The following is a 20561-nucleotide window of genomic DNA, read 5'->3' as shown; positions in this document are numbered from 1 at the left end:
TAGGTCACGCCCGAGCCCAGCGATGCGGGTTACACTCAGGAACTGCAGCAAGGAATAACGTGTATGTGTGGAATATTCGCCTTTTTCGGTCATAGCCGCGCCCCTCAGGAACTTGAAACCGCCTTCAACACTTTGCAGCATCGGGGCCCTGATCGTTCCAGCTTCGAATGCATAAGACCAGGAGTGTGGTTTGGCTTTCATCGGCTTGCCATCATGGATCTGTCCGAAGCCGGTCAGCAGCCCTTCCACCATCCTGAGAATGAAGATGCGCTGATTTGTAACGGCGAAATCTATAATGTGGATGCCCTGCGGCCACGTCTGGAAAGCTCCTTCCCCTTCCACTCGCATTCCGATTGTGAAGTCCTCCTGCCTCTGATCCGCGAGGACGGTTTCGCGATTGCCATGAAGCAGCTCGATGCCGAATTTGCTCTGGTCTATTACGATAGTGAAAGGCAGACACTCTGGGCGGCGCGTGATCCCATCGGTATCAGGCCGCTGTTTTACGGCACCACGGAAGTTCCAGGCGAGATCGCCTTTGCCTCCGAAATGAAGGCCCTGCACGGCATCTGTTTGGAAATCAAACCTGTGCCCCCGGGCCACTATTTCGATGGCTATGCCTTCCGCCCCTATCGCTCGATGATCCAACAGGCGCCACGTTCGTACGCGAGCCGTGACGAGATCGCACCGTTGATTCAGGGCAGCCTCACCGAAGCCGTGCGCAAGCGTCTGCATTCCGACCGCGAGCTGGGTTGTCTTTTGAGTGGTGGCCTTGACTCGTCGCTCGTGGCGGCCCTGGCCACACGTTTGTCAGGACATAAGATTCAGACCTTTGCGGTGGGTTGTACAATTGGTCCGATTGATATGAAATACGCTGCAGAAGTGGCCCGATTTATCGACTCCGATCATCATGAGATTTATTTCGAATTGGATGAAGCGGTCGCTATCCTGGAGGATGTGATCCGTCAGCTGGAGACCTGGGATATCACCACGGTCCGAGCTGCGATCGGCATGTATATCGTCTGCCGCGCGATTCGCAAACAAAGCTCTGTGAAAGTGCTTCTGACGGGTGAAGTCAGCGATGAACTCTTTGGCTACAAGTATACGGATTTTGCTCCGGATGCGGCTGCTTTTCAAGCCGAAGCCCAAAAGCGCATCCATGAAATTCACTGCTATGACGTGCTGCGTGCCGATCGCAGTATCAGCTCCCATGGCCTCGAAGCCCGTGTGCCGTTCGGCGATCTCGACTTCGTGGACACCGTGATGGCGATTGAGCCTGAATTCAAAATGAATCGGAACGGTGTGGGCAAATCTTTGCTTCGCGAAGCTTTCGCTGGCACAGGACTCTTGCCGGATAGCATCCTCTATCGCGAAAAGGCTGCTTTTTCCGATGCCGTCGGCCACAGTATGGTCGATACTCTGAAGGATTTCGCAGAAAAGATGATCAGTTCCACGGAAGTGACCCTGGCGAGCCGGGAATTCCCGCTGCATACGCCGTTCACCAAGGAAGCCCTGCTCTACCGTCGGATTTTTGAGAAGCATTATCCCGGACGTGCGGATCATGTGCCGGGCTTTTGGATGCCCAATGCCAACTGGGAAGGTTGCGCTGTCAATGACCCCAGCGCGCGTGTGTTGAAAAATTACGGAAAAAGTGGGGAATAGAACTCAAGAAGGGCGGCTGCATCGGCCGCCCGGTAGATCAGCTCTTGATGGGAAAACTTACACCCAAAGCAAAACCATCATAACGGGTTTTGAAGTCATGCTTTTCGCCTTCCTTGGTGGTATGGACGACGCCACTGGGAAAGAGAACCTGTCGTTCCAAAGTCCCTTTGATCGCCATGTTACGTTCAGCCGAACGATACCATTCAAAATAAACCGAGCCTTCACCCAGTTGGAGCGCAAGACCTAGAGCTCCATCCAGTCCATGGGACGAGATGCGGCCGCTATAAGTTTCCGTCACAAAGCCTGAGGTGCGTTCATACTCGCGCGTGCCGCCGCCCAGCATATAATAGTTGCCGACAACATAAGGCCGCAGAGCTCCAAAGCTGTGACCTATCTTGGCTGTGACGCCGAGTTCAAAAAGCGAGGCCGAGAAATCTTCATCAGCAGCGTCCGTATCATTATCGTAACCATCCACATGCATCGACCCACCGATTTCCAAAGACGGATGCAATTCGTAAAGGAAACGGAAATCCACATTGGTGGAATGAAAGTTGGCAAAGCTATGGTCCTGGGGTTTATACCAACGGCGACCGAGCGAAATATCGGCATTCCAACCCGTGGGCTGGCGCACCGAAATCAAAGGGCTCGTTGTATCCGCCGTGGATGGTGCAGCCGAGGTTGTGGTGGCCGCTGATGTCGTCATATCCGCCGTGGATGGTGCAGCCGAGGTTGTGGTGGCCGCTGATGTCGTCGTATCCGCCGTGGATGGTGCAGCCGAGGTTGTGGTGGTCGCCGATGTCGTCATATCCGCCGTGGATGGTGCGGCCGCGGTCGTGGCCCGAACCAATGCGCCCTTCGTTGGCGTCGCGGTGGCGGTCGCGGTTTTCAAGGAATCTGCTCTCGAGGACACAGGTGCAACTTCAGCGGCCGCGTTGCGACACTTCCAGGTTATACGTCGTTCGGTTTTATCCTGGGTTTCGGAAACGGTGGTCGTGGAACTGGCGACCTTCTTGCGGGAAACCTTGCCCTGGCTTTCGGATTGGCTGACGGTCGTGGAACCGACTTTAACATCCGCTTCCTCTTCGATCACATAACCTTCCGGACATTGACCCTGCATCACGCGTTCGGCCTTCACATGAGCCGGTTCGCCGAAAATCCCTTCCTGAACAGCCAGCTCGCCTCCACGGCCCGGCTGGACCCGGGTCACATGCACCGTGGAACAACCCACACTGAATCCGACCAGGACGAACACAGAAAACCCGACATGCTTCTTCACGACTTTTATCCCTTATTGTGATGGATCGAGCCCGTTTGAACACAGGCTTTTCATGCGTTTGCAAGACGCATGCTGAGGGCAAGGACACAGAAGTCAGGAAGATGTTGCAGTAAATATGTCTAAATGACGTCAATCGGGAGCGACTTTGTTTCGTTCGACAAAGGTCCAGTAGGAATTCAAAAAGTAATTGATGCCTGTCGCCGGAATGATGCCCAGGACTTGAAAGAGGTGGGGACTGCCATCAGGAAAAAGCGTCGAGAGCAGGACAAACGTTCCAAAGCTGATCGCCAGGGCCACGATCGAAACCAAATTAAACTGCAGACCCTTGATGGTCGTGCGGCGCTGGTTCTGACGTTGGGCAAAGGTCCACTTATGATTCCAGGCGAAATTCCACAGAATCGAGGCTTCAATCGCCACCGGTGAGGCTACATATTTGGAAATATCCGTAGCGTGCAGGACGGAAAAAATTCCAAGATTCACACCGACACCTGATAGACCGACCACGCAAAATTTGGCGAACGTCTCCATGCCGCGCACACGGATCGCGCCGGCATTGACGATAAATTCGACGATATCCTTAAAACCAAGCTTGGATTCTCCTTCCACCCGATCGGTAAACTTCACAGGAATTTCCCGAATGCGAGCACCCGAGATATAGGCCGCATGCAGCAGCGAAACCTGAAAGCCATACCCTTGGGTGCGAATCGTGGAAAGATCCACGTCCTGCAAAACCTTGGCACGAATGCAGCGAAAACCAGCGGTGCAATCGCGCACGGGATAGATGCCTGCGACATAGCGGGCCACGATATTGCCAAACTTCGAATTGAGTTTGCGATAGAGACTCCATTCCTCTGGAATGGTGCCTCCCGGAACATAGCGGCTGCCGATCACGAAATCCGCGCCTTCCTCCAAAGCCGAGAGCAGTCGCGGGACATCCCACGGATCATGGGAAAAATCGGAATCCATTTCAAACACGGCATCGGCACCGAGACGCAGCGCCTCGTCCATACCGCGAATATAAGCTTTGCCCAAACCTTGTTTCTGACCGGTGATCAAATGCAGATGCGGACGCGTCGACTGGCATTCCCGCACCACATCCTGAGTCCCATCAGGAGAATTGTCGTCGACGACGAGTATATTCATATCGTGATGCAGAGTCTCAAAGACGCGATCGAGGCTGCCGATCATTCTGCCAATATTGGCTCGTTCATTATAAGTCGGCAGAATAATAAAGACTTTCATGAAGCCTCGCGAGATGGAACCGGCAAAAACAACCAGTTCGGGATGTACCACAGTGCGGCCCTTCGGTAAAGACGACACTTTTCTGACCGGGCTCCTAGGGCATCCACTCCCAGGTCGACACCGATTGTTCCTGTTCCCAACCCAATCTTTCGAAAAGTTTTTGCCATTCAGCGTCGAGGGGCGCGTGGAGTCTCAAGCGTCGACCTGTCATCGGATGATCGATCTCCAGTTGCAAGTGATGCAGCATCAAGCGCTGCACACCGAAATGTTCGCGAAAGAAACGATTATGAATGCCATGACCATAAACGGTATCGCCAATGATGGGATGAAAGATGGACTTGCAATGCCGCCGCAACTGATACCGTCGACCGGTTTGTGGCTGCAGTTCACACAGGCTATAACGGGCCTTGGGATAGCGATCGATCGCAGAATCCAATTCCACCGTAGCCCGTCTTTGCAAATGCGTCATGGCCTCTTGAGGCGGGGCCTCAGGATCATCCAGATCCTGCAGCGCGTGATCGACCATGGCATTTTCAGGCGCCCACCCACGCACCAGGGCCAGATAGGTTTTATGGCACCGATGGTCCTGCCACTGCCGCCCCAGATGGGACGCACTGGTGCTGCTGCGGGCCAGGACCAGCACGCCTGATGTGGGTCGATCCAGGCGATGCACGGGAAAAAGACGCTGACCGCAGGCATCGCGCATGATCTGTAAAACAGCTGGCTCACGGCGTGACGTGGCTTCGCTCCGGTGCACGAGGATGCCCGCAGGTTTATGAATGATCATGAGATCATCATCTTCAAAAAGTATGGGAAAGGGCGACGTCATCAGGTCGTCACCAGACGCAGGACATCGCGCGCGATCATCAGTTCTTCGTTGGTAGGAATGACCCAGACCTCGGGTGATAAACCGTCCCGGCTGATCCGTCCCTCCTGACCGCCGACCGCTGCTTTGTTTTTTTCCGGCTCGAGTTCAATGCCGAAACGCAGGAGGCCCCGCAGAATCTGATCACGAATCACGTCGGAGTTCTCGCCAATCCCGCCGGTAAAAACAATGGCATCGACACCGCCCGTGCCCACCATGTAAGCGCCGAGATATTTACGGGCCCGATAGCAGAACATATCGATCGCCAGTTGCGCGCGCCGATCGCCGTTCTCCTGCACCTCTTCCAAAAGATCCCGCATATCATGAGTCAGCCCGGAAATGCCCAGGAGGCCCGATTGCTTATTGAGCAGAGCCTGCATTTCATGAATATTCATCCCTTCCTTGTCCGCGATCAATTCCAGCACGGCAGGATCCACATCACCCGACCTTGTGCCCATCACCAAACCTTCCAAAGGTGTGATGCCCATGGATGTATCCACCGACACGCCACCGAGGATGGCAGTGACGGAACAGCCGTTGCCGAGATGAAACAGAATCAGATTGGTGTTCGCTTCACTCCGTCCCGTGAGTTCGCGGTAACGCTGGCTGACAAAGCGGCAGGATGTGCCGTGAAAACCATAGCGCCGAATCTTATGCCGACGATAGAGCGAATAAGGAATCGCATACATCCACGCCGGCTCCGGCATGGTGAGATGAAAGGAGGTATCAAACACTGCAATTTGCGGCACTTCAGTTCCCAGGATTTCCTGAACAGCTTGAATGCCATTGATGTTGGCTGGATTATGAATCGGCGCGAGGTCGATGCAATCTTCCAGACCGGTCATAACCTTGGCATTGATGCGCACCGAGGAGCGAAATTTTTCACCCCCATGCACCACGCGATGCCCCACCGCATGGATGGACGCGAGGCTCGGTATCACCGGTCCACCGGATTCCGGGCTGACCAGCCACTCCAAAACCAGCGCCAGGGCATCACGCATCTTGCGAACCGGAGCCGTCTTGCGAATGCGTCGCGTACCGGCCCTCAGCGTCAGCAACGCTTCGCCGCCAATTCTCTCGACCACGCCCTGGGCCAGGGCCTGCTCGACTTGATCCTGCATCTCAATCAGCTGAAATTTAAGTGACGAGCTGCCACAGTTAATCACAAGGATATGCATGCTGAACCTTTCGCAACTCAAGGACTTTCCAGAACCACCGGCACCTTACAAAAGGCCTGAACATCAATCAATCCCCGATCGGTGATCTTCAGACTGGGAATGACCGGAAGGGCTAAAAAGGATAGCTGCAGAAAGGGTTCGCTCAGCACGCAACCGATATCCCGTGTCAGAGCTTTCAGGGTCCGCAGGGACTCAGCCACCTCAAGAGGACTGCTATCTGTCATCAAACCCGCAATCGGCAAGGGCAGGTTTGCGGTGGCGCCCTGAGCGGAACGGACCACGATGCCGCCATCAATGCGAATCAGATCTTCCACCGCGGCCAGAATCAATTCATCACTCGAACCGACCGCGATAATATTATGCGAATCATGATTGATACTCGTGGCAATGGCACCGCTTTGGATCCCAAATCCATGAACCAAGGCCGCAAATCGATAGCCGCGCCGATGGTGACGTTCCAGCACCGCGATTTTCAGAATATCCCGCTTGGGGTCAGCTTGGATTGCACCCTTCACAACCTTAAGGGTGGCATGAATTTCACGTGTGAGAATCTGCTGCGGGATCACCTCGATGACGCGAACCGTGGCTTCATGTCCCACGGCAGGAATAGCAAAATCCTGAATTCTGGGTTGAGGCAAATTCAAATTGTGTGGGCGCGACTTCGGAATGGGAGAGCGTTGCTTTTGCAACTGAGCCGCATCCACCAACTGGCCTTTTTTAATAACCTGCTTCAGGCGCATGCCCTCACGCCAATGCTGGCCTTTGGGCTCAACCAGACAGATATCAGCTAAATAACCAGGGGCCAACGCGCCGCGATCATGCAGACCATATAGCCTGGCTGTTGCAAAGCTGGCAGCTCGAAAAATATCGGCCGGGTGTCGTTCGCTTTCCAGCGCTTTATTGATGATAAAACTGATGTGACCTTCCTCAAGAATGTCGAGCGGATTGCGATCATCACTGCAAAGACCGACGGTGGCCGATGAGTAGGCGTCCAGGAGCGGCAGGAGCGCATCGGCGTCCTTGGCACACGATCCTTCCCGGATCAGCACATGAATGCCTTTGCTCAGCTTTTCCCGCGCCTCATGCAAACTCGTCGATTCATGACAGCTATGAATGCCGGCGACGGCATACGCATTCAAATCCTTGCCGCTGAGTCCTGGACAATGCCCATCCAAACGCAGCGCATGGAAATCCATTATTTTCTGCATGATATCGGCATCGCGGTGCAGAAGGCCGGGAAAGTTCATCATCTCGGCCAGACCCAAAACCTTGGGGTGACCAATCAACGGCCGAATATCAGCGGCTTTAAGAGTGGCTCCGCTCGATTCAAATTCCAATTCCGGATTGGTGCTCGGGACACAGCTCGGCACCATCACATGAATATCGATTAAAAGATCTTTCACAGCGTCCAGCGCCCAATGAATGCCTTCGATACCCAGGACGTTGGCAATTTCGTGCGGATCCCAAATTGCGGTTGTCGTGCCACTCGGCAGAGCCGCTTCCTGAAAGCGCGCGGGTGTCATCAAACTGCTTTCCACATGCACGTGACTATCGATAAAGCCCGGCACGGCGTAGAGCCCCTGGGCGTCCCAAACATGTTCGCCTTCATAACTTTCGCCGATGCCGACGATCATGCCGTCGGCGATGGCGAGGTCCCCGGTACGAAACTGCCCCGAAAAAACGTCCAACCACTGCGCGTTGCGAATGACCAGCGGGACTTTCATTTCCCCCCGGGCATAGGCAATAGCCTGGCCAAGCGCGGCCGCATTCGGGAATGTCGATTTGCGATGAATCATACGAAGGTCCTCCCCTATTCTGTTAATATAGGGGCTTGGACAAGCTTTTCAAAGAAAAAGAGGCAAGGCTTCCGGCCAGGGTTGTCCCTGAGCCGAAAAACAGGGATCATGGAAGTAAAACGAGGGATTTCCTATGTATGGTTACCTCATTCGCCGGCTCCTCCTGGTGCCTGTGACCGTGCTTGGTCTGACCCTTTTGATCTTTTCCATCACCCGATTTCTGCCAGGCGGCCCTTTGGATCGCCATTTGGCCCAGGAAATGACGCAGGCCAATGCCATTGCCTTGCCCACGCTGAGTGATGAGCAGCTGGCCGGTTTAAAACAGTACTATGGAATGGATCAGCCGCTGTTCAAGGCTTACGGAGCCTGGCTTACAGCGCTGATGCAGGGCAATTTGGGAACCTCACTGCGTTATCAGGAACCGGTCTGGACCCTGATGCAGCAGCGTCTGCCCGTCTCCCTGCTCTTTGGTGTGGCGAGTCTTTTTTGCAGCTATGGACTTTGCATCGGCCTCGGCCTGCTCTGCGCCTATAGGCCGGAAAACCTTATGGTTCGAGGCCTGCAGGGACTGCTTCTGATATTCAATGCGATTCCTTCTTCCATCATGGCCATGCTGCTGTTTTTTCTGGTGGCCGCCAACGGCTATTTTCCCCTGGGCGGATTGACAAGCGAGGGCTTTACGGATCTGAATGCCTGGGAAAAGTTTCAGGATCTTCTGGCCCATGCCACGCTGCCATTGATAGCCTACTGTGCCCACAATCTGGCCGTTCTAACGTTTATCTTGAAAGACAGTTTACGGGATGAGCTGGCGGGTGAAGCGGTTCGTATGGCACGGGCCAAGGGAGCGAGCGCCGCCGAAGCCCTGCTCTTTCACGCACTACCCCTCGCCATCCTGCCTATTATCAGCCAGATCGGTCATCAAATCAGTCTGGTCCTGGCGGGTTCGTTCCTGATTGAACGTATTTTTAATTTGAATGGCTTTGGTCTTTTGAGTTTTGAAGCCCTCCACGAACGCGATTATCCCTTGGTCATTGGGCTTCTGACAGTGGCCGGGCTGCTGCACATCATCGGCAATCTGCTGTCCGACTTTTGCCTTTCGTGGGCGGATCCACGCATTCGCCTGACGCGAGGCGAGCGATGAAAAAATTCTGGGGCCTCACCCTTTTCGTGTTCCTCCTCATCAGTTTTACCGCTGAGTTATGGATTGGTGCGCGTCCACTTCTGGTCCGCTATCAAAATAACTTCCATGCCCCCATTATTTCAGCGATGCGGCCCGGATCCTTTTTTGGCGAGGATTACGCCTGGGAAACGGATTATGTCAACCTTCAGGAAAGCTGGCGGACATCAGGCAGTGACAACTGGATGGTCATGCCCTGGATTCCCCTGGGACCGCTCACCATTGACCTGAAGCAGAGTCCCCCGGCTCCGCCCGACAGCCAGCATTGGTTAGGGACTGATAGTTCCGGTCGTGATGTGCTGGCGCGATTTATCTATGGTTTTCGTACAGCTTTTCTTATGTCAGTGGCCTACCTGGCTTTGACTGTGACCATCGCGCTGATTCTGGCGCTGATTTCCGCTCTGAGTCCCGGCTGGGTTGATTTGATACTGCAGCGCTTCATGGAGATCTGGGTCATGATACCCTTTCTTTATGTCGCGATTGCTTTGGTAAGCCTTGTATCGCTCGATAAAGTTTTGCTGATTGTGATCCTCAGTTTCTTTTCCTGGCCTACACTCAGTCTTTATCTTCGCGCTCAAATCCTGCAGGTCAAGGAACACGATTATATTCTGGCGGCAAAAATGCTCGGCCTCTCCCGGCTGCGTATCGTGTGGTTTCACATCCTGCCCCAGGTCTGGCCTTTTCTTCTCTCGTTTCTGCCGTTTTTCCTCGCAGGTTCGCTGGTCACATTTACCTCGCTCGATTTTTTGGGCTTTGGTTTGCCGCCGCCCGAACCGAGCTGGGGTGATCTTTTGCAGCAGGCACTGGAACGGCCGCACGCTTACTGGCTCGCGGCTCCCGTGCTGGTCGGGCTATTTGTTGTCTTGACAGCAGTGACAGTGATCGGCGAAGCTATTCGAAACAAGCAGAATCCCAGGCAAACACAAAACTATCGGTGAGTTCATCATGGTCCGGTGGGTCGTCCTTTGCCCTACACTCGCGTTCAGCTTCGCGTTCGCGAGCGGGATTGATCCCCTGCTCGGCGCTGAGCCACCTGCGTCTTTGCGCTGGGAAACCAACCCCAGTCCTGAACTTATCAGCAGCCCCAAGGCCGTGACCGGGGGCCGCATCATCACGTTCATGGATAGCTTTCCGCTGACCTTGCGTCAGGTCGGGCCGGATGCATCCAGTGGCTTTCGCAAGTTGCTCGATGAAAATGATATGTCGCTCGTTACGCTGCATCCCAATACCGATACCTGGATCCCCATGCTGGCGAGTCACTGGGCCTTGGATTCTGACGGCAGGACTGTTTATTATCGGTTGAATCCCGCAGCGCGCTGGTCGGATCAGAAACCGGTCAAAGCCAGTGACTATACGTTCACTCTCGAATTCATGCGCTCGCCGCACATTCAATCGCCCTGGTCCAATGATTACTATACGACCACGATTCAAAACGTCGAATCCTTTCAGGAAAAATCCGGAACCGAAGTCATAGCCATTCGTTTGGCTCAGCCGACGCTGGATCGGCTTTTGATGACCAACATCAAGCCCATGCCGCGGCATTTTTATGGCGAGCTCGACGCCAACTTCGTCACCAAATTCAACTGGCAGATTCCACCGAATGTCGGCCCCTATCTGCTGGCAACGCTCGACAAAGGCCAACGTGTGACCTTCAAACGTAAAGCCGATTGGTGGGCCAAGGATATGCCTTATTTCAAACACAGATTCAATGTGGATGACGTGGTGCTGCAGGTGGTCCGGAATAGCCAGATTGCTTTTGAATACCTGAAGGCCGGTGACATCGACATCATGCCGCTCAACACTCCTGATCTCTGGAAAACAGCTTCGGCCGATGATGTGTTTGGCAAAGGTTATGTGCACAAACTCCAGGCCTATAATGAACAGCCACGCAGCGACTATGCGCTGATTCTAAATTCCAGCTATGGGCCGCTCCAGGATCAACGCGTGCGCCAGGCCTTGGCTTATGCGATGAATGTGGACCGTGTGATCAATGAACTGCTTAAGGACGGCTATCAAAGGCTGCAGGGTATTTCGCAAGGTTACGGAGCGTTTACAGCACGGGGCATCAAGGCTCGCCCGTTTGATCTAAGCCAGGCGGATGAACTCTTTAAACTGGCCGGTTGGGGCACGCGCAATGCCGATGGCATACGCATCAAGGACGGCAAGCCTCTCACGCTCACCCTCAGTTATGCTTATCCTAATATGACTCCGCGTTTTGTCATCCTGCAGGAGGATGCGCGCAAGGCCGGAGTGGATCTCAAACTGCAGCAGCTGGACCCTGCCATGGCTTTTAAAAGCTTTCGTGACAAGGCCCATCAGATCGCTTTTTTCTCCTGGAGCACGTCCTACCGTCCCGAGTACCGTTCACGGTTTCATTCGAGTTTTGCGAACAAACCGCAGACCGCGAATTTTTCCAATACGGCAAGTCCAGTCCTGGATCAACTCATCGAGGAGTACGAACATGCCAGCGATGACCGGAAGCGGATCAATCAAGCTCATGCGATTCAGAACTTTGTTTTTCAGGATTCCAGTTACATCCCTCTCTTCGAAGTCCCCTATTACCGTCTGGCCTATTGGAGCTGGATCCAATTTCCAGAAGTTCCAGGCACGAAAAGTACTGACGGTCTACCTCTCTTCGACAGCGCGACGGGGGGACTCTTCTGGATCGACGGAGATCGGCAAAAATCTGTTATGGCAGCACGAAAACGAGGAGACCGAACTCCCGCTCGATCCTGGATCAACGACACATTTCGAGTGAAATAAGGCAACGGCAAGACCCCGCGTTGCATGCGGGGTTTGCGAGAATACGCTGCACCTGGCAGCTATGGCCGTGCTGATTCCGAAGAGATCAGGCTACGAATTTTTCCAGAACCTTGTCGACGGTCTTCAGAAGACGCTCAGGATCGAAGGGCTTCACAACCCAGACCACTACGCCTGCCTCCTTGCCCGACTGCTTCAGCTCTTTGGATGATTCCGTGGTCAGCATGCCCACGGGAACTTCCTTGTAGCGTTCGATTTGCTTGATCTTGGTGATCATGGTGATCCCATCCAGACCAGGCATGTTGTAGTCGCTGATAATCAGCTGCACACCTTGGCTTTCTTCAGCTTTCTTCAAGCCGTCGGCACCATCATGGGCTTCGACCACGATGTGTCCGCCCTTTTCCAGGACTTCCTTCAGCTCCAAACGCAGCGTTTCCGAGTCATCAGCGATAAGAATCTTGGCCATGAGCAAACTCCCTTACCAGGCTAAACTTACTAAACTTAAGTTAAAGGCACATCAAATGAGAAGCGTGTTCCCTTGTGTTCCTCTGAAGCGATTTCCAACTTCTTTGCACCCAAACTCCGGACGGCCTCATTCACAGAATCCAGACCGATCCCACGACCACTGATATTGGTCGCCTCATCACGGCTGCTGAAACCTGGACGCATGAGCAGATCATAAACCTGATCCTGACTCATACTAGGGGCATCGACTGGATCCAGGATCTCACGCTTGATGGCGGCGCGCACCACTTTTTCGCGATTGATACCGGCCCCATCATCGGTGACCTCGACATGTACACGGTTGCCCTGTGTGGTGGCTTTGATCTTGATCAGACCGCGTTCCGACTTGCCGAGTTTGCGACGCTCCTCAGGCGATTCGACACCATGATCGATCGCATTATTAATCAGGTGCAGGAAAATCTCGGTGAAGGTCAGCATTTCGTTCTGAATCACCTGCACTCCGGCCCAATCAAATTCCAGGTCCACGTGTTTGGCGAGCGCCTGGCAGGTGGCTTCTTTTTGATGAATCAGCTTGGCTTCCAGGCTGGAAAGGTCCTTGGTTTTGGCAAAATTGCCGCCGCCGAGGCGTTCCAGAATTTTGTCAGCCTGACGCTTGCCCGGATCATCGAGCTTGCGACGCAGATCACTCAGCTCATGAATGGCCACGCTGAAATCTTCCTGGCTGATATGCAGGCCATGCTGCTTGCCGCTCAAGGCGAAGCAAAGGGACTTCATATCAACCCATTCCTTGCGGACGCGATCGAAGTTTTCGGTGAGCCAGGTGGCATCGACCGGTTTCTTCTGATTCACGTGTTCCATCAAAGTGTCTTCCATCTGGTGCACATCGTGCTCCAGATCCGAGAATCGGGCGGTCCGCGCAATACCTTTGATAGCATGAAGCGAACGAGCCACTTTGTCTAGATCACGGCTGTCGATCTCTTTCTTCAAGCGAGGGAAAAGCTCCTCGAAATCGGAGAAGGTCACTTCCAAGAGGGAGCCACTGCAACCCTGGATTTCCAGGATTTTCTTGACTTTGCTGTTTTCGATTTCACGCTGCATTTCCAAAGCGCGACGGGCTTCCACCACCTCGGTACGATCTTCCAGGACGATCATCAGTTTTTCAACGATGTTCTCATGGGTGATCGGGTGATAGGTAATGCCGATCCAGATGGATTTCAGGCCATCCGGCGTCTGCCTTGTATACTTCACTTCACGGGGGAAGTGGAGCTTGGCCAGATCGAACCAGAGCGTGTCACCGCCGATACAATCCACGACCTGCATAGCGCCAGTGCGTTCGATCGGATCGAGGTTATCCCAAATGGGTTCGAACAGAACTTTTTCGATGTGTTTGCCGGCGAGCTTGTTGTCACCCAGCAGGAATTCAGAATAGAGTGAGTAGGGCCACTCGATTTCACCGGCCGAATTCACCGTGAAAATACCCAGAGGAATGGCCGAGAAAATCTGCGAAAGCTTTTTCTCGAATTCCTTGACCTTGCTGATATTCTTGCCCAGCACCTTGATCAGCGGACCGCGGCGCTCGCTCATCTGCGTGAACTTGCTGATGGTCCAGAGGTATTCCGCCTGGTGACCATTTTCATCAATACAGGTCAATTCGAACTGCAGCTGCTTGATGCCCAGATCCTTGAGCAGCACCGATATCCTCGACTTGAAGATATTCTTGCTCTCGATCGTAAAGACATCATAGACGTTCTTGTTGAGCAGGCGCTCGTAATCGCAATTGAGCAGCTTGGAAGCTTCGGCGTTGCCCTTCAAAATGCGGCCCGTGCGATCCATGATCACAAAAAGGTCCGGCAGATTTTGAATGATCTGTTCCGAGGACGACTTGCATCGCTCCAGAACCGAGATGACGTCGTGGCTGGCCCGCAGGCCTTCGGCGGCGACGATTTCCGTATTCACTTCGGACCGATTGTCGAGTTTGAGGGTTGCGCTCATAGAAATTCTCCATCTCCCTCGTCATCCGGTTTGTCTTCATCGACCTTAAGGTCTGAAAAATCATTCCAGGAAAGGACATCTGTGACGGATGAGCAAGCGAGCTCCCCATCGGGCCAGGTGATCTTCCACACGTCATGGATTTTTCGTGGATCGATTTTATCGCTAAACACGGCTTCATCGAAGCCGCTGGTGACCAAAGGTATACTAATACCCGTGATGATGTTGGCATTGTTGAAGGCGGCCTTGAGAGCACCAGCCATCAGGTTGCACATCTCGCGCATATGGTCCATCGCCATACGATCATCGATATCTTCATGTTTCTTTTTCAGCTTGCCGGCGAGCATGCCGCGGCTGGTGCCCGTATCGAAGTGAATCTTCAGAATCACTCGCACGGCCGATCCGGATACCAGGATCAGTGACATCCAATGTCCATAAAGGAAATCATCGGAGTTACTCACTTCCTGGAGCTTATGCTCTTTCAGAGCGGAAGCGCGGACGATAGTGTTTTCCACCCGATGCCGGATGACCTGTTTAAGGACTTCCTTCACGGCACTCGTGTCCACCACTGCTTTTCTTGCTTCTGCGCTTTCAGCACCCATAACGCTTCCTTTAGAGGTCGCCTGATTATAACGAAAATAATACTGACAGGAGGTCTATCGGCAAGAGCCTCGACAACTTTACAAAGCATTTAACGTCTCTGAAAATCACCTCAGGTCTGACCCTCCCGGACCCGACCGGGCTTGGGAAAAGAATTAAATAACCGGCTAATATGTGTTTACTAATAGTATGTTATAACAGTTTTCGCAGGGCATTCAGGTTTAGCAAAGCAAGACCGATAGCCTTAGTGAAGCACTCGATTGTGGTCGCGAAGTCTTTCCGGAGCCGGGGGTTTTTTTGGGAATACAAAAACGGTTTCGTGTGCACAAAACTGGCGAGACGATCCAGCTCCACGGGATCATCACGGACACATCCAATTTGAAAGTTTTGGATGAGATGGTGTCCGATAGTAATGTATTTGACTGCAGCCAAGTCGTGAGTGCCAGCTGGAACGGACTTTTGCGTCTGGATGCCTATCTGAGCAAGCTCTCAGGCCAGATCACGCTGACCCATGTCCCCTATCATCTCTTTCAATATTTAAGACTCCTGCCCAACGTGGGCCAGAAATATGTGCTCGGCGATATTGAACTCACGCTCCTGGGATCAGCCGATGGCAGTATCACCTGTCAAACCCGCTTTCTCAATACAGCCGTCCTCAACACACTGGCCCATACCGATCCAAAACCATTCATTCATCTGGAAGACGGCGCTCAGCTGATCGGTCGCGACAGTTTCATCTGCCCGGCCCGATTTGGCAGCCGCGACTATCAGCCCTCATCACTGAAAAGCGCCTGGTACCAGCAAAACACCGAGCAGTTCGACTTTTGGTATGACTATGTATCGTTTGCCAATATCACGCTTTCCCTGGCCATGGATCTGGTTCAAAGCCAGGAATCCACTCTGGAAACACTGCTCAAGGATATCGAACTGGGTGTGACCTCGATTGAAACGTCCCTAGGCCTCTTGATGCCCAGCTTCAAAGCCACCGGGGCCCAGAGTCTTGGGAATGTGACGGAATTTGTCAAAAAAGCCTGTGATACGCTCGGGTCGATTCTGGAAAAGTCAGGCAAGGAAGTGTCGGATATTTTGGTCCGTATGCAGCTCCTCGCCGGCAATGGCGATTTCCTGCAAGCGGATGCCCTCTATAAGTTGCTACGTGAATTTGGTGAGACAGTGAGTACACTTTACACCACCCTCACCAGCATCGAAGAAATCGGAGCGAGTACAGGCCAGCAGATCAGCAACTTGAGCCGCATTGGCAGCTATAAGGCCATGATCCTGGGCCTCAAACCCGAGGCTATCTCCGAAGAAACCTTGAATGCCGTGCGCGAAACCATGGATATCATGGACCCGCTTTCGGAAGGTGATTGGACCGAAACGCGCACCGAATTCCTGCAGCATCTCGAAGGCGTGGATCAGTCGCTGAGCAAGATTATCATCCTGCTCCAGGGTTTTGACCTTCTGCGCCAGATTCTGGAACATCGTCTGCACGAAGGCGAAGCGATCCAGGACTTCCTGAAACGCGGCGGCGCCGACTGGCGTGGAACCAAAGCAGCCGTTTATAGCCTTGTGAACCGTACTCTTGTCACCGATCAGGAAAAGTACTCCTGCGAGTTTTTCATACCGGAAGCCGCCCGCGGCGAGGATAACAACCAAAAGCCCGGTGATATCCTCCTGTTTTAATCCACAAAAATATCCCTTAATGTCAAGCTCTCCCAGACCGATGGGGAATTGTGACTGTTAAAGGGGAAACCATGAAGACGGCTTTGTCTGGCTTGGAACGGCGACAGGAGATTCGCTATAGCCTGTTCGGTGAACTCCCGGCCCGTATGATCAACGTCGCATCCGAGCAGGAACTCAACTTCCTGACGATTGACATTTCGCATCATGGCCTTGGGCTCCTCGTCAGCCCCAGCCCCTCGGAAGGGCAAGAGATCCGGCTGGATTTTATCGATCCCGCAAAACAAAGCCTTCAGTTTAAAGTGCGCCACGTGCATTCCGCGATGGACACTCCGGTCGTTGGGTTTGAAAGCATGCGGCGTTGTGGTTTGGAACTGAGTGATGATCAGCGCCCGAGTCTGGACCTGATTGAATTTTTCGGCAGCTTTGACTCCGTGATAATCGGAGACTAAGGAACGGGCCTTGGCAACCACGCTTTACGACAAGATAGCCAATAAATCCGTGCACATTGCGCTGATGAATCCTTGTCACGACTCGCGCGTGGCGATGATCAAGGTCTTTCATAAGCTCGGCTATAAACACATTATGATCTGCAAGTCCGTCCGTGATCTGAACGAACGCATGCGCAAGACCCGGGTGGACTGGGTGATCTCGACTCTGCTCGAGGAGCAGACCTTGAAGATGCCGGCCTATCTCCATTCGCTTTATGATGATCACATGCATGACAAGGTTCGGGTCAGCTATCTGCTGTCGGAAAAGCAGCAACCCCAGTTGCCCGCGGCTTTTTCTGATGGCCTTCTATCCTGGTTTGAACTGTCTCGGATGGAAGAGGCGCGTTCGATTCAAATCGATCTCGAGGAATTCTTCAACCTGCTCAAAAACGCTGCGGAGCAGAACCAGCATGAAGCTTTTGTAGCTGCAGAGTATTTTCGGCGTTATCTGAAAAAGCATATGATCTGGGGCGAGCTGGTGACCATGGAAAAGTCGATCTGCAATAACTTTCCCATGAAATCGGAAAATCTCCTCTCCCTGGCTGAGGCGCACTTTCTAGCCGGCGAATATAATCGCGGGCGGCTCCTCGTTCAGCAGGCCCAGCAGCTCGCTGTGGAATCCCTGGATCAGGCGATTGACGAACTGCTGAAAAAGTTCCCCAAGGCTCTGCTCGAGAAGCAAGGGTCTGTGGCGGAACGCTTTGATATCAGGAATGTCGTCATCATCGAACGTGATGATCGAGAGGTCCAGATTCTGCGGCAGGCTCTCAAACGCATCGGTGTCCATGATGTGCGCGAATACCCGAGCTTCACCGAGGCCTGGGAAGCCCTCAAGAATCAGGTGGAACCGAGCCTCATGATCACCGAGTGGAGCACCCGCAAGGGCGACCTCAGCTCCGTGCAGTTTTTGCAAAGGGTTCGCGGCCACGGTTTTCTCAAGTTGCCGGTGATCGTCATGATCAATAAATTACGGCCACAGGAAGCCCAGCTTTTGAATGACGTCCATGCGATTCAGCTCATGCAAAAACCTTTACGGGAAGAGCATACCGTCATGTCCGTGGCCTTTGCCATCCAGCAGGCCAAGCTGCCGACGGAACGCAAACCCATCGAGCAACAGATCCTGAACTGCCTGCAAAGCGGGGATCGAGCCGATGCCTATTATCTGCGTAAAGTTTATCATGCGGACGTGAATATTCCACCGAGCCGCAAGTTATATATTGAAGCGGTGTTCAACTACCACCATCATAATTATACCAAGGCCCGCAATTATCTGATCAAAGGCATCAAGCTCTGTGCCACGGAAAAGGACAAGGACGAGATCAAACCCAATCTGGATAAGACCGTGCTGCTCGCCAAATGCCTCTTCCGCCTGGGTGATAAGAGCGTCGCCATCCAGATGCTGGAGAAAGCCCGTGAACGTTCGCCCTATAATATTGCGATCCTGATGGCCCTGATGGAGATGAACTACGACGTCGGCAACGTCACCCAGGCGTCGGCCAACATCGAGGAAGCCGAAAAAATTGATGCCGGCAACGCGCAGGTGATTCAAGCAGGCGCCAAGCTTTCGCTCCTGACCGGCAAAACGGATCAGGCGGCCCAGTTTCTTGCGCACATGGATAATCTCTCGGAAATCATCACCCGCATGAATAATCAAGCGGTCTCATTCATTCAGAATGGTGACTTTCAAAAAGGCATCGAGCTCTATCTTTCTGCGATTAAATCACTCCCGCCCAAGGAGAAAGATTTCCTGGGGGTCGTTTATTACAACCTCGCTCTGGCTTTCCTTCGCAATGAAGAGATTGAACCAGGCCTGGAGAATCTGCAGAAGTCAGCCTCATTTGCCGAAAGCCGCGTGTACCGCCGTGCGACCAACCTGTCCAAACGCATCGAGGAATCAAAAGCGGCAGGCAAGAAGCTGAAATTTTCCAAAGTCTTCACCGGTTCCGACGAGGACCGCGAATCCTATAAACTGCTGGGTTTGATGGATGACCTGGTTGCACATCGGAATCTGTCCGTGGCCTTGCGCGGCCTTTACCGTTATGATGCGGCGAGTTCTGCCGTGCTGGACACCGAAGCCTCAGAAAAAGAAGCGTCCTAGGATTTACGGCCGCGCGGCTTCGCTCGTAAGCGAAACCGCACCGCCGCTAAAAAGGGTTATGGTCATCCTGCGAGAGGCGACCATTTCAAAATTATTTGCCCAGTTGACGAACGTAGGCCACCACGTTCTTGATCTCTTCATCATTGATGGCCGCGCCCCATGGAGCCATAGTGGCGCTTAGCCCAACCGCAGCTCCACCTTCTTTGATGACCTTGGCGATATGGGCATCATCGACCTTGCCTTGCCAGGCCTTGTCCGTGAGGTTTCTGGGGCGTGGATTCATGGCGACGGCGCCGGGTCCATCCGCCTTGCCATCGACACCATGACAGGCCACACAGAACGTTTCATAGGTTTGCTTGCCCGGCACGACGGCGACCGCAGCCGCGCCCCCACCCGCTCCTGCTTTTGCAGCGGCGGCCTTGGCTTCCTCCTGTTCTTTTGTAAACTGTTGGTAGCCTTTTTTAGGGCTGTAATCGTCTTTGGAGTTCCAGTCGCAACTGGTAGCCAGCAGACAAGATACAGCTAGAGTGACAGGGGCAAGAATCGCGTTTCTCATGAAGTCTCCCAGCGAAAACGACTTAAGACCCCAGCAGTCCGTCCCTGTTCAATCCAGGTTGAGTCACGACTGCTTCGGGCCATCCACCTCGTGTGGTTTCCCTTGGGGTTTTAGCATTGAGCCGATCGACTGACAAGCGTGCAGATGCTGAAAAGCCTGGCCTTACTGAAACGGCACGGCTTTCCAGGTAGGATAAAAGCAGTTTTGGATAGCGGGACTCAAGGACAGAGGTTCACGAATTCCACGCTGAAATTCAGGTCGATGATATCCTGAAGGGTACCATTGGCCACCAAGGTCAGAATTTCCGTGACTCTTTGATCCAGTCCCAAGGTATTGAGTGCAGGCGCGCCGCCGCGAATATTGACGCTAAAGGGCGCATGGTTCATGGCGTGATAACCGGCATCTGTTTTGGTCAAAGCAACCGGTACTTCCAAAGGCACTTTCAAACCCGCAATGCTCAGAGTCCCCTTCACTTTTACCGCGATGCTATCGCCGACGATCGAAGGCACAACGAGGCTGTCGCCTGTGATGGTGTCGACGTTAAAGCTCAGCAAACCCGTGCTGGCACTGTTGGTGGACGGACCTTCGGGATCACTGGGTATATCGAGGCCAAAGATATATTGAATGATGCGGTTGTCACGCAGTTCGCTAAAAGATTCCGTGGACAGCGGGCGAAAATCGATTTTGCCTGTGGCCCCGTTCAAACTTTGAACTTTGCCGCCCTGCTGG

Annotated in this window: 17 protein-coding genes; 7 read left to right on the top strand and 10 right to left on the bottom strand. The window is 53.4% G+C overall.

The window, feature by feature from the left end:
* Positions 1-63: 63 nt before the first annotated feature.
* Positions 64-1659 carry an asparagine synthase B gene (gene asnB, locus VE954_RS36495; RefSeq protein ID WP_324962427.1) on the top strand — a complete coding sequence of 532 codons (1596 nt, stop codon included), beginning with the start codon at positions 64-66 and terminating at the stop codon, positions 1657-1659.
* Between the two features lie 37 nt (positions 1660-1696).
* Here asnB and VE954_RS36490 read toward each other — a convergent pair whose 3' ends face one another.
* The 5 genes from VE954_RS36490 to ade all read right to left on the bottom strand — a co-directional run bounded on the left by VE954_RS36490 (position 1697) and on the right by ade (position 8016).
* Positions 1697-2935, bottom strand: a complete 1239-nt coding sequence (locus VE954_RS36490; protein ID WP_324962425.1) for a hypothetical protein — start codon at positions 2933-2935, stop codon at positions 1697-1699.
* A gap of 129 nt (positions 2936-3064) precedes the next feature.
* Positions 3065-4177, bottom strand: a complete 1113-nt coding sequence (locus tag VE954_RS36485) for a glycosyltransferase family 2 protein (RefSeq protein WP_324962424.1) — start codon at positions 4175-4177, stop codon at positions 3065-3067.
* Positions 4178-4271: 94 nt separating this feature from the next.
* On the bottom strand, positions 4272-5006 hold the full coding sequence (locus VE954_RS36480; RefSeq protein ID WP_324962422.1) for a pseudouridine synthase: 735 nt from the start codon (positions 5004-5006) through the stop codon (positions 4272-4274).
* On the bottom strand, positions 5006-6220 hold the full coding sequence (locus VE954_RS36475) for an acetate kinase (RefSeq protein ID WP_349263860.1): 1215 nt from the start codon (positions 6218-6220) through the stop codon (positions 5006-5008). The genes VE954_RS36480 and VE954_RS36475 overlap by 1 nt, the downstream gene beginning before the upstream one ends.
* A 17-nt stretch (positions 6221-6237) precedes the next feature.
* Positions 6238-8016 (bottom strand): adenine deaminase, encoded by a 1779-nt coding sequence (gene ade / locus VE954_RS36470; RefSeq protein WP_324962418.1) that lies wholly within the window; start codon positions 8014-8016, stop codon positions 6238-6240.
* A gap of 133 nt (positions 8017-8149) precedes the next feature.
* On the opposite strand from ade, the gene VE954_RS36465 reads away from it, so the two are divergent.
* Genes VE954_RS36465 through VE954_RS36455 form a run of 3 tightly spaced genes read left to right on the top strand, consistent with a single transcriptional unit; the run spans position 8150 to position 11956 of the window.
* Positions 8150-9157 carry an ABC transporter permease gene (locus tag VE954_RS36465; RefSeq protein WP_324962416.1) on the top strand — a complete coding sequence of 336 codons (1008 nt, stop codon included), beginning with the start codon at positions 8150-8152 and terminating at the stop codon, positions 9155-9157.
* Positions 9154-10131: an ABC transporter permease subunit gene (locus tag VE954_RS36460; protein WP_324962415.1), complete on the top strand. Its 978-nt coding sequence runs from the start codon at positions 9154-9156 to the stop codon at positions 10129-10131. Before VE954_RS36465 ends, VE954_RS36460 begins: the two co-directional genes overlap by 4 nt.
* A gap of 7 nt (positions 10132-10138) precedes the next feature.
* Complete coding sequence (locus VE954_RS36455) at positions 10139-11956, top strand: extracellular solute-binding protein (RefSeq protein WP_324962413.1); 1818 nt, start codon at positions 10139-10141, stop codon at positions 11954-11956.
* A gap of 85 nt (positions 11957-12041) precedes the next feature.
* Here VE954_RS36455 and VE954_RS36450 read toward each other — a convergent pair whose 3' ends face one another.
* From VE954_RS36450 to VE954_RS36440, 3 genes are read right to left on the bottom strand one after another with little or no spacing between them, the layout of a single operon-like run.
* Positions 12042-12419, bottom strand: a complete 378-nt coding sequence (locus VE954_RS36450; protein ID WP_324962411.1) for a response regulator — start codon at positions 12417-12419, stop codon at positions 12042-12044.
* Between the two features lie 35 nt (positions 12420-12454).
* Positions 12455-14410, bottom strand: a complete 1956-nt coding sequence (locus tag VE954_RS36445) for an ATP-binding protein (RefSeq protein ID WP_324962409.1) — start codon at positions 14408-14410, stop codon at positions 12455-12457.
* Positions 14407-15009, bottom strand: a complete 603-nt coding sequence (locus tag VE954_RS36440) for a chemotaxis protein CheX (RefSeq protein WP_324962407.1) — start codon at positions 15007-15009, stop codon at positions 14407-14409. Before VE954_RS36440 ends, VE954_RS36445 begins: the two co-directional genes overlap by 4 nt.
* Before the next feature lie 295 nt (positions 15010-15304).
* Here VE954_RS36440 and VE954_RS36435 point away from each other — a divergent pair, with 295 nt between their 5' ends.
* The 3 genes from VE954_RS36435 to VE954_RS36425 all read left to right on the top strand — a co-directional run bounded on the left by VE954_RS36435 (position 15305) and on the right by VE954_RS36425 (position 19276).
* Positions 15305-16690, top strand: coding sequence for a hypothetical protein (locus VE954_RS36435; RefSeq protein WP_324962405.1), 1386 nt, complete (start codon positions 15305-15307; stop codon positions 16688-16690).
* Positions 16691-16761: 71 nt separating this feature from the next.
* Positions 16762-17139: a PilZ domain-containing protein gene (locus VE954_RS36430; protein WP_324962403.1), complete on the top strand. Its 378-nt coding sequence runs from the start codon at positions 16762-16764 to the stop codon at positions 17137-17139.
* 10 nt (positions 17140-17149) lie between these two features.
* Positions 17150-19276 (top strand): hypothetical protein, encoded by a 2127-nt coding sequence (locus tag VE954_RS36425; RefSeq protein ID WP_324962401.1) that lies wholly within the window; start codon positions 17150-17152, stop codon positions 19274-19276.
* Between the two features lie 91 nt (positions 19277-19367).
* Here VE954_RS36425 and VE954_RS36420 read toward each other — a convergent pair whose 3' ends face one another.
* Positions 19368-19832, bottom strand: coding sequence for a cytochrome c (locus VE954_RS36420; protein ID WP_324962400.1), 465 nt, complete (start codon positions 19830-19832; stop codon positions 19368-19370).
* Between the two features lie 218 nt (positions 19833-20050).
* A partial coding sequence (locus VE954_RS36415; protein WP_324962397.1) for a hypothetical protein occupies positions 20051-20561 on the bottom strand: 511 nt, incomplete at its 5' end.

The organism is Oligoflexus sp., from assembly GCF_035638955.1.
In the GTDB taxonomy this organism is placed as follows: domain Bacteria; phylum Bdellovibrionota_B; class Oligoflexia; order Oligoflexales; family Oligoflexaceae; genus Oligoflexus.
Note: the sequence above shows the minus strand (reverse complement) of the source record. Positions and strands in the feature narration are given on the sequence as shown.